Origin of the sequence: Algoriphagus sp. PAP.12 (assembly GCF_026652115.1) — a bacterium.
Lineage (GTDB): Bacteria > Bacteroidota > Bacteroidia > Cytophagales > Cyclobacteriaceae > Algoriphagus.
The window spans coordinates 1-1,101 of sequence record NZ_JAPPSQ010000062.1 but is presented as its reverse complement, the minus strand read 5'-3'; the positions used below and the strand labels follow the sequence as shown (position 1 = coordinate 1,101).

Annotated in this window: 1 protein-coding gene; it reads left to right on the top strand. The window is 46.0% G+C overall.

Features of this window, described 5'->3' with window-relative positions:
- Positions 1-973: IS110 family transposase (locus O0V13_RS21435; protein WP_268037062.1), on the top strand; the 973-nt coding region annotated here is incomplete at its 5' end.
- Between the last annotated feature and the right edge of the window lie 128 nt (positions 974-1,101).

Sequence of the window (1,101 nt, the reverse complement as noted above, 5' to 3'; positions counted from 1 at the left end):
AAATGCCCGGCATATCAAGAATGTTCCCGGTCACAAGACAGATAAAAAAGACAGTGAATGGATCGCCAAGTTGCTTCTAAGTGGTCTGCTGAAGGGGAGTTTTGTTCCTGCCGAGTGGATTCGGGAGCTCCGTGATCTATGCAGATATAAACGCAAACTGATCGCACAGCGGGTGGCCCAACGCAACAGGGTGCATAAAATCCTGGAAGATGCCAACATCAAATTGGCCTCAGTAGTCTCAGATGTCTTTGGGATCTCCGGAACCTTGATTCTCGATGCTTTGATCCAAAAACAGAATGACCCCGAATATCTGGCCAACCTTGCCAAAGGTTCCTTGCGGAAAAAGATGACAGATCTTAAACTTTCTCTTCATGGAAGACTCACTGATCACCATCGGTTCATGCTGTCTACTCTGCGTGATTCCATTGATTCGATCAACTCTCAGATCAGGGACATCGAGCTTAGAATTGAAAGTTATGCAGTCGAGCTTCAACAGGAGCTCGATTTACTCCAGACCATACCCGGAGTGGGAAAAGAAACGGCTATGAACATTCTGGCCGAGACAGGTAATGACATGGGAGTTTTTCCGGACCACAAACATCTGGCATCCTGGGCAGGGGTCTCTCCGGGCAACAACGAAAGTGCAGGCAAGAAAAAGTCAACCCGCATCACACATGGGAACAAATACTTGAAAACTGCACTGGTCGAAGCTGCTTGGGCCGCATCTCACACCAAGGACACCTATTTGAACCGTAAACATGGAGCAATCGCTGCCCGCAGAGGAACCAAAAAAGCGCTGATTGCTGTGGCACATAAAATCTTGACTGCACTGTATTTTATTCTCAAAAATAAAGAATCCTACCTTGAACCTGACGATACAGCCTATCAGGAAAAAAGAAAGCAGGCGCAGATTAAGAAATCCTTAGAGCGCCTGCGCGGGCTCGGAGTCCAAGTGGATTTCCGTCCCAATTAAGTTGAAATAAAAGTTCGAGCTTTTATTGGTGATTTACAAGTCCCGGAATAAAAACTGAACTCAAAGGCCAAGAACAAACGGTTATTGCTTCGAGCATGTAGAAAAAATTTTACTCTCTTACTTGGCCT